Origin of the sequence: Cryobacterium sp., from assembly GCF_026786305.1 — a bacterium.
In the GTDB taxonomy this organism is placed as follows: Bacteria; Actinomycetota; Actinomycetes; order Actinomycetales; family Microbacteriaceae; genus Cryobacterium.
On the sequence record NZ_JAJAYI010000058.1, the window covers coordinates 1 to 8209 of the forward strand.

The 8209-nt window shown below is 63.3% G+C and carries 9 protein-coding genes, 3 tRNA genes and 1 pseudogene; 5 read left to right on the forward strand and 8 right to left on the reverse strand.

Annotated elements, in window-relative coordinates; translation table 11 throughout:
- Positions 1 to 243: ATP-binding cassette domain-containing protein (locus LH475_RS05990; RefSeq protein WP_297413109.1), on the reverse strand; the 243-nt coding region annotated here is incomplete at its 3' end.
- A 396-nt stretch (positions 244 to 639) separates the two neighbouring features.
- On the opposite strand from LH475_RS05990, the pseudogene LH475_RS05995 reads away from it, so the two are divergent.
- A pseudogene (locus LH475_RS05995) lies at positions 640 to 765 on the forward strand (ATP-binding protein); the annotation flags it as partial.
- A gap of 220 nt (positions 766 to 985) precedes the next feature.
- On the opposite strand, the gene LH475_RS06000 reads toward LH475_RS05995, so the two are convergent.
- Complete coding sequence (locus LH475_RS06000) at positions 986 to 1423, reverse strand: hypothetical protein (protein ID WP_196844248.1); 438 nt, start codon at positions 1421 to 1423, stop codon at positions 986 to 988.
- Positions 1424 to 1576: 153 nt separating this feature from the next.
- On the opposite strand from LH475_RS06000, the gene LH475_RS06005 reads away from it, so the two are divergent.
- Complete coding sequence (locus tag LH475_RS06005; protein WP_297413110.1) at positions 1577 to 1720, forward strand: hypothetical protein; 144 nt, start codon at positions 1577 to 1579, stop codon at positions 1718 to 1720.
- A gap of 198 nt (positions 1721 to 1918) precedes the next feature.
- Here LH475_RS06005 and LH475_RS06010 read toward each other — a convergent pair whose 3' ends face one another.
- The 3 genes from LH475_RS06010 to LH475_RS06020 form a co-directional block, all read right to left on the reverse strand.
- Positions 1919 to 2665, reverse strand: a complete 747-nt coding sequence (locus LH475_RS06010) for an ATP-binding protein (RefSeq protein ID WP_196844251.1) — start codon at positions 2663 to 2665, stop codon at positions 1919 to 1921.
- Positions 2666 to 2877: 212 nt separating this feature from the next.
- Positions 2878 to 2951 (reverse strand) — tRNA-Met (locus tag LH475_RS06015).
- Between the two features lie 31 nt (positions 2952 to 2982).
- A tRNA-Thr gene (locus LH475_RS06020) sits at positions 2983 to 3054 on the reverse strand.
- Between the two features lie 127 nt (positions 3055 to 3181).
- Between LH475_RS06020 and LH475_RS06025 the strand changes: the two genes are divergently transcribed.
- From LH475_RS06025 to LH475_RS06035, 3 genes are read left to right on the forward strand one after another with little or no spacing between them, the layout of a single operon-like run.
- Complete coding sequence (locus tag LH475_RS06025; protein ID WP_297413111.1) at positions 3182 to 4900, forward strand: glycoside hydrolase family 13 protein; 1719 nt, start codon at positions 3182 to 3184, stop codon at positions 4898 to 4900.
- Complete coding sequence (locus tag LH475_RS06030; protein WP_297413112.1) at positions 4897 to 5214, forward strand: hypothetical protein; 318 nt, start codon at positions 4897 to 4899, stop codon at positions 5212 to 5214. The genes LH475_RS06025 and LH475_RS06030 overlap by 4 nt, the downstream gene beginning before the upstream one ends.
- The gene (locus LH475_RS06035) at positions 5163 to 5621 is read left to right on the forward strand and encodes a hypothetical protein (protein ID WP_297413115.1); all 459 of its coding nucleotides are present in this window, start codon (positions 5163 to 5165) and stop codon (positions 5619 to 5621) included. Before LH475_RS06030 ends, LH475_RS06035 begins: the two co-directional genes overlap by 52 nt.
- A gap of 8 nt (positions 5622 to 5629) precedes the next feature.
- Here LH475_RS06035 and LH475_RS06040 read toward each other — a convergent pair whose 3' ends face one another.
- The 3 genes from LH475_RS06040 to LH475_RS06050 all read right to left on the reverse strand — a co-directional run bounded on the left by LH475_RS06040 (position 5630) and on the right by LH475_RS06050 (position 7976).
- Positions 5630 to 6805: a M23 family metallopeptidase gene (locus tag LH475_RS06040; RefSeq protein WP_297413113.1), complete on the reverse strand. Its 1176-nt coding sequence runs from the start codon at positions 6803 to 6805 to the stop codon at positions 5630 to 5632.
- A 182-nt stretch (positions 6806 to 6987) separates the two neighbouring features.
- Positions 6988 to 7824, reverse strand: a complete 837-nt coding sequence (locus tag LH475_RS06045; RefSeq protein ID WP_297413114.1) for an inositol monophosphatase family protein — start codon at positions 7822 to 7824, stop codon at positions 6988 to 6990.
- Between the two features lie 67 nt (positions 7825 to 7891).
- Positions 7892 to 7976 (reverse strand) — tRNA-Tyr (locus LH475_RS06050).
- Positions 7977 to 8209: the final 233 nt, after the last annotated feature.

An 8209-nucleotide genomic window follows, 5' to 3' on the forward strand; every position in this document is an offset into this window, starting at 1 on the left:
AACGTAGCCGATCCGTCGGCGAAGCGACACCGGATTGAGGCCGGAAGTATCCTCGCCGTCGATCAGGATGCTGCCGGCGGTCGGGTCGATCATCCGGTTGATCATCCGGAGCAGCGTTGTTTTGCCCGAGCCGGACGACCCTACGAATACTGTCGCCTTGTGCGAGGGAAGCACGAGGGAGAAGTTGTCGACAGCGAGGGTGCCATCCGGAAAGCGCTTTGAAACGTTCTGGAATTCGATCATGACGGGCGGCTCATTCCTCGTAGGTCTCACGAATCGACACTTGCCGGGCTCTTCAAAGAACAATTCTATTCGTTGCGTCTGAATTGGCGAGTAGCCCTTGTTGGTACCTCCAGTCCACGTAGTTGGTCCACGTAGTTGGTCCACGTAGTTGGTCCACGTAATCGGTACCACCTCGGTGGACCAAGGGTACCGACTACGGCTACTCGCCACCCGCGACACCACGATTATCTAGGACTAGATTCAGGGCGCTCACGGAGCCTCAAGTCAGTCGTCAAGGTCACGTCTCGCGGGGTGCGATTCCACTCACCCTGCAGATAGAAGTTTTCTGGTTCTGGGGCTTGTAGTTTGGAGACGTGCACCAGGCCGATGAGCGTGCCCCCTCGGCGAATGGGCCACACCTTCACCGACCCCAGACTGGCCGCCGCGATCGTCGACCGACTCACCTTTCGCGGCCACGTCATCAACACCGGCGCCCAGTCCTGCCGCCTCAAAAGCACCCAGGACCAAGCCCGCTCAGCCTGAGCAGCCAACCCCGGGCGGGGCCAACGCACAATGCTCACCCGGGGCCAAATCAGGTTGCTATATCCACCTGCCGCAATCGTCAATTCCCTGTGCCCGATGGGGATCTTGGGTTCCGCTGGTCTTCGGGGCGTCGCTGTTCGGTGCCGGCGGTTCGTTGTAGCGGCCCCGTTCATCCTCGTCGCACGAATCACCGTCCCGCGGGTGTCAGTCATTATCCGTGTCAGTCCGGGATCAGGTCAAAGCGTTCGGTTCCCGTAACCCAGGGAGTGACCTGAAGAGAGTAGCCACGACACCTGGCAATGAGTTTGTCCATCCAAGTTGGGTCTTCGAATTCGATGCCATCGGCGAACCGCAACCATGAGCCCACGACTCTTGCGCCAATTCTCGCTGTGACGAGCTGAACGGGTTTCACGTCAAACGACGCGAGGAAGATCGTGAGGCGGGTTTCGCCGACGGACCATAGTTCGAGGACGTACCAGTCGTCGAGTTGAACGTACCAGTTGCCACAGTATTCGACCTCGCACACGATGCCGGTCGATCCACCGAGAAGCGTCCAGGTCTTGGGGTGCTCGTCGCTGAAGGACACTTCACGAACTGTCGGCGCGAGGAGGGGCATGACGGCATCGCGCAGAGCAGCGATGGTCAGCTCGTGGCGCATGACGTAAGTGTAGGCGATGGTGATCTTCGCCGCTCGGTGGCGGCCCAGATCGCTCTGTACCGTATCTCATGTGTTGGGAGGCAGTCAGGTTATGAGGCGGTTGCCGTGACGTCGTCTTGCTGAATTCGAATTGCAATAATGGGCGCGCGGTGCGTGCCCACCTCCGGCACCGCCGCGATGGCCGCAGCCCCCAGCAAAACCAGCTACCCAGCGGTGGAATATCGCCGCATCGCGACCCGGCGCGGTCCAATAAAAGCCGTCGTCGCCCTCGAAAACACCATCCTGACCACAGTCTGAAACATGCTCACCACCGGAGAAGCCTATTTGGGTCACAGCGTCGACCACTACGCGAAGCTGGATCCGGAACGAATCAAGCGAAGGGCGCGCAAGGAACTCGACAGCGCCGGATTCGACGCGGTACTTACCAAGAGAGCAGCCTAAGTCACCTTTATTTTGCATTAGACAGTAGGCGGCCACCACGTGCTCAGTAATTCTCTAGCATCCGCCAACATGGAACTCGTAGGAATCTACGGAGGCCAACTCTTTCAGTGACGGACGCTGAAACAGGTCCCATGCTCGCCTCAGCTCGTCCTGAGTCATCGCGTACGCACCGGCAGCGGCGTCTTGGTTGCGGTTCCGCAATCGATTCCATAGCGCGTCGTAGGAAACATCAAAGATGTGCAGTTCGATGCGCGAGCCGCAGGCATGGGCATAGCGAAACTTCTCGGTCCGCTCCTCCGTCATCCACAGTCCGTCCTCAAGGATGACGTCGACGCCGTGCCTCATTAACGTCAACCCGTGGCGGTAGAGCAAGGGCTGTAGCCGACTGTGAAAGTCCGTGTCACCGTGGTCGACTCCAAGTTCTGCCTGCCAAACGTCCGTGCACAGGCGGATCCCTTTCCCATCGGTCTCCAGACGCCGAGCCAGCGTGGTTTTGCCGGATCCGGGAAGGCCGCAGAACAGCGTCAACGTGGGCGGGTCGCCCATTCGGCCCTCACCTGACTGGAGATCGCTCACATCGACATCATCCCACCTCGGCAGCGGTCCGAAGCTGGTGCGGTGAGCGCCCGACCGCGCTTCGGAGCACCGCAGGCCCCGGTCAACGATGGAGGACTTAAATCGAAGGAGCCATTCGTGCTCGAATCGCGCGAGTGGAACCACGGACGCGTAGCCGGCCGGCCCTTCGAATACGCCGTATATGGCAACCTCGAAGCTTTCCGGGATCTCGATCTGCGGGGTCAAAGCGGGCCAAATTCGACACATCCTGAAGGACTCAAGTACGAGAATTCGTCCACGCTGAATGCCCCTCCGGTCGCCAAAATGCCTGCTGTTTTCGAGCCGTTGAAACGATGAATCGGCGGCCACACACGTTTTCAATCAGCACGTCTAATGCGGGGTCGGCCTAAAATCGGCGAAAAAATACCCCGGACTTCCGCAGAAATCCGGGGTTTTTGTAGCGGGAGCGGGAATTGAACCCGCGACACCACGATTATGAGCCGTGTGCTCTAACCAACTGAGCTACCCCGCCGCGACTTGTCGGCTGTTCGCTTCCAAGCCTGAGCCCCCTGTGGGAATCGGACCCACTACCTCTTCCTTACCAAGGAAGTGCTCTACCAATGAGCTAAGGGGGCAGAGCAACCAAAGAACAGTCGCAACACCGCGTTTTGGCAACCTAAAAACATTATCACTCCAATGGCCAGCTCCTGACCACTTGACCCACGCTACAGGCACCCGGCAACGATGCCGTAGCATTTCAGGATGACTGGCACCGAACTGACCTCTGGCATCGAACTGACCTCTGGCACCGAATGGTGGCGCACAGCCGTTATTTATCAGATCTACCCGCGATCGTTCGCCGATGCGAACGGTGACGGCATGGGCGACCTCGCTGGGATCAGCGCGCGACTGCCTCAGCTTAAAGACCTCGGCGTCGACGCCATCTGGCTTTCTCCTTTTTATACCTCGCCGCAACGCGACGCCGGCTACGACGTCTCCGACTACTGCAACGTCGACCCCTTGTTCGGCACCCTGGACGACTTCGAGGTGCTGCAGCGCACCGCCCATGACCTCGGTATCCGGGTCATCGTCGACATCGTGCCCAACCACTCCTCAAGCGAACACGGCTGGTTCCAGGCGGCCCTCGCCGCCGGCCCGGGTAGCGAAGAACGCGCCCGCTACACCTTCCGTGACGGCAAGGGCACGACCGGCGAGTTGCCGCCGAACAACTGGGAGTCCGTCTTCGGCGGCCTTGCCTGGACCCGCACGACCGACCCCGACGGCACCCCCGGCCAGTGGTACCTGCACCTGTTCGATAGCAGCCAGCCCGACTTCGACTGGGACAGCGGTTGGGTGCGCGAGCAGTTCCGCGCGGTGCTGCGCTTCTGGCTCGACCGCGGCGTCGACGGTTTTCGAGTGGATGTCGCGCACGGCATGATCAAGGCTCCCGGCCTCCCCGATTACACGCCTTCCGCCGAGGGCGGCAGCATGGGCGGGGCGCCGGCATCCGCTCTCGAACCGGGAATCACAGCCGAGACGCCGCTGACCGCCCCGTACTGGGCGCAGGATGGCGTGCACGAGATCTATCGCGACTGGCACCAGGTGCTCGCTGCCTACCCCGGAGACCGGGTTCTCGCGGCCGAAGCCTGGGTTGACCCGCTCAGCCAGATGGCCAAGTGGGTGCGTCCCGACGAGATGCACCAAGCTTTCAATTTCGCCTACCTCGAAACCCCGTGGAACGCTGCAAAACTCAAGAGCGTCATCAGCGAGTCGCTCGATGCCTTCGGCAACGTCGGCGCGCCGAGCACCTGGGTGCTGTCCAACCATGACGTCGTGCGCCACGCCTCCCGGCTCGCCCTCGACGGCGACAACCTGCAGGGACACGGCATCGGCCCGAAAACCGTCGGGCTGCCCAACACGTTGCTGGGATTGCGACGCGCGCGGGCGGCATCCGCTCTGATGCTGTCGCTGCCCGGCTCCAGCTACCTGTATCAGGGCGAGGAACTCGGCCTGCCCGAGGCCGTCGACCTGCCCGACCACGCCCGCGAAGACCCCACGTGGTTTCGCACCAACGGTGAACGCTACGGTCGAGACGGATGCCGCGTGCCGATTCCGTGGGAAGCCGCCGGCGAATCGTTCGGCTTCAGCACCGGCGCGAAGAGCTGGCTGCCGCAACCGTCCGACTGGGCGGGGCTGGCCCGCGACCAGCAAGACGGCGTGGCCGGATCGACTCTCGAGCTGTACAAGCTCGCGCTGAGCCTCCGCCGGGAACACGCCCTTGGCGCCGGTACGGTCGAGTGGCTCGGGGGCTTCGGCCCCGAGGTTGCGGCGTACCGCAACGGCGACGTAACCATCGTGGCCAACACGGGCGCAGCATCCGTTCAGCTGCCCGCTGGCGACGTACTTCTGGCGAGCGAAGAACTCGTCGGCCGCACCCTGCCGGGCGACACGACGGTTTGGTTGCTTACCGTTCAGGCATGACCGAAGCTGTCGACCAGCCGAATGGTAGTGGCAGCCCCGCGCTGGCGAGCATCGCCGCCACGCGAGAGCTGAAGCTCGAGTTGACCCGGTTCATGCTGTCGTACAAGTTCGCGAGCGACGAGATGCTCACCAAGATGAACATTCTGAAGGAAGAGTTCAGCTCGATCCACGACTATAGCCCGATCGAGCACGTCAGCTCGAACTCAACGGTATTCGCGGCAATATTCAGGACATCGCGGGCATTCGCATCACCTGCAGTTTCATCTCGGACACCTATCGCATTCGCGATCTGCTCGCCGGGCAGCGAGACGTGACGGTGCTCCACGAGAAGGACTACATTCAGGCGCCCAAGGCGAACGGATACCAGAGCCTGCACCTCATCGTCGCGATCCCGGTGTTCATGTCCGACCGCGTGCAGCCGGTCACCGTAGAGATTCAGATTCGCACGATTGCCATGGACTTCTGGGCGCGCCTCGAGCACAAGATTTTCTACAAGTACAACGGCGCCGTGCCCGACACTCTCGTCGAGGACCTGCGGCAGGCGGCGGACCCCGCCAATCGCCTCGACGTGAAGATGGAATTGCTGCACGACCAGGTCGTAGCGCTCGAGTCCGTCGATGCCAATGATGCTGCCGTCTTCAGCTTCGACGGCCTGCCGCCGTTTCCGCTGCCGAAGGGCCTGCTCGATTCCATCATGCGCGGTCGCAGCGAAACCTGGTAGGTTCCGGGCTAGTTCGTGTTGGCGTAGAGCCAGGCGAGCGGATCGACCTTAGTGCCGGTGATGCCACCCTCTCGAATCTCGAAGTGCAAGTGCGGGCCGGTCGACATTCCGGTGCTGCCGGTTTTACCGATGACCTGGCCGACCTTGACCACGTCGCCCTCCTTGAAGAGCATCGATCCGTGGATCATGTGCGCGTACACGCTCGTGACGAGCTCGCCGTTGACCATGTGGTCGATCATCATGTGAACGCCGAGGCTGGCTTCGCCGTCTTCGGCGCGGCTGACAACACCGTCAGCGATGGCCTGAATCGGCGCACCGACGCCCGGGTTGAAGTCCTGGCCGCCGTGGTTCACGGAACAGCCGGCGCAATTGCGGTGGCCCATCTGGTCACCGATGTGCACCCCAACGGCGAATGGCCACTGAATGGTGCCGTTCGGGTTATTGGTGAAGGTGTCCTCCATACGAATACCGCTGGCTGCGGCAACCTCGGCGATGGTGCTCGACTCGTACCCGTCGCGCTCGACGGTGACGGTGTCGCCACCGGCGAGATCCATGCTCTGCGCCTCTTCGGCCGGCACAACCCGCTGAGCTTCCAAAGCGGATGCCTGCACGTCCTGCGAAGACAACAGCGCCTCCGCCGGAATCGACGTGGCCACGGCCATCAGTGCCACGAACGACATCGCGAGGATCGAGGCGCCCCTGGCCGCGCGCTTGCGCATGGTGCTGCCGGGCGGACGTGCGCGTGGGGTGCGGCGGGGAAGCGAACCGGCCGGGACGAAATCGCGCGCGGGGGCGAAGGGCTCGCCGGGCTTCTGCTCGATGCGCTGGCGACGTCGAGGCAGGCCACCGGCGGGGGGAATCACCGTCGGGATCGACTGCGTGATGCCGGGAGCCAGCAGCTTCTCGTAGTCGGTGGGCTCGGCGGCGGCGACCGGCACGGCCGCGACGATACGGTTGGTCTCGGTGACGACGGCCGGCTCAAGATCGCGTTCGGACAGATCGGCGGCGACGATCAGGTCTGCGGCGGGGCTGAGCCGCACGATATCAACGACGACCTCGTCCACCGGTGCCGCAGCGGAGAAGGCTACGCGCTCGCGCTCGCGTAATTGGCGACGGGTGAGGGCTGCCGGAGCTACTGGTGGAAATACGGTGCCGTCACTCTCGCCGGACACGGAGGTGCCCACGGATGGAGTGTGACGTGACAAAGTACAGCTTTCGGCGTAGCGGACGGGATCGGGTGCTCGTGCTGGATAACGCCAAATGACGACATGCCAATATAACGAATTCATTAACGTTAGCGCGCAACCCTGAGAATACCAGAGGAAAGTGACCGATCACACCCAAACGGGGGTAAGTGGGTATAAAATCAGTCAGCTTTCGCGCGAAATGGGAAGCGTTCGAAGAGACCAGCGAGCACCGGTTCGAACTGATCGTAGAGGCTGGGAGCGGCGGCGATGAGCAGATCGCGACCCTCGGCATCCGCTTGCAGAGCGCCGACCCGGGCACCGGCTTCGCGGGCGATCAGGGCGCCGGCGGCGTGATCCCACGGGTTGAGTCCACGTTCAAAATAGAGGTCGAGTCGCCCGCAGGCCACCGAGCACAGGTCGAGCGCAGCAGACCCGATACGACGGATATCCCGCACCTGGCCGATGAGGCCGCCCACGACGTTCGCCTGCCACACCCGCCGGGTCGCCTCGTAGCCGAAGCCGGTGCCGGCCAGGGCGAGCGAGAGCGGCACGTCATGATTCACGTGCAGTCGCCGGTCGCCCAGCCAGGCACCCGAACCCTCGGACGCGGTGAACACCTCGCCGAGGGCGGGGTTGACGACCGCACCCGCGAGGGCGTTCCAGCTGGCCGGGTCAGGGTCGCCCTGCACGACGGCGATGCTGACAGCGTAGAACGGAATGCCGTAGAGGTAGTTGACGGTACCGTCGATGGGGTCGACCACCCAGGTGAGCCCGCTCGTGCCGTCGGTCGCGTCGGACTCCTCGCCGTAAAACCCGTCATTGGGGCGGGCGTCGGCCAGCAGGCTGCGAATGAGCAGCTCGACCTCGCGGTCGGCAGCGGTGACGATATCTTCGGGCGACGACTTCGAGGCCGCAATCTCGACCCCCTCGGCGCGGCGACGGTGGGCGAGTGCGCCGGCGGTGAGGGCGATCGTGCGTGCAAGGTCAAGCAACTCGGTCGGGGCAGGATGCGTCATGCCCTCACGCTACAGGCAGCTGTCCTAACGAGAACAGGCAGGCCCGAGGGCCTGCCTGTTCTGGTGCTGGTGGCGAGTGCGAGGTTCGAACTCACGAAGGCTACGCCGTCTGATTTACAGTCAGATCCCTTTGGCCGCTTGGGTAACTCGCCATGCGCTCCCGACCAGGTGTAATCACTTGATCGGAGACGCGGTTTCAACAATACAAGACGAAACGCCTCTCCGAGAAATCAGCGCCCGCCGGGTTGTCGTTGAGGCGCATCGGCTACCCGGCGGGGGGGGCGCCCCCCCCCGGCCCGGGGGGGGGGGGGGGGGGGGCCGGGCCGCCGGCCCCCCCCGCCCTGTGCGCGGTGGGGGCCGCCCGCCCCCCCACGGCCGCCTGGAC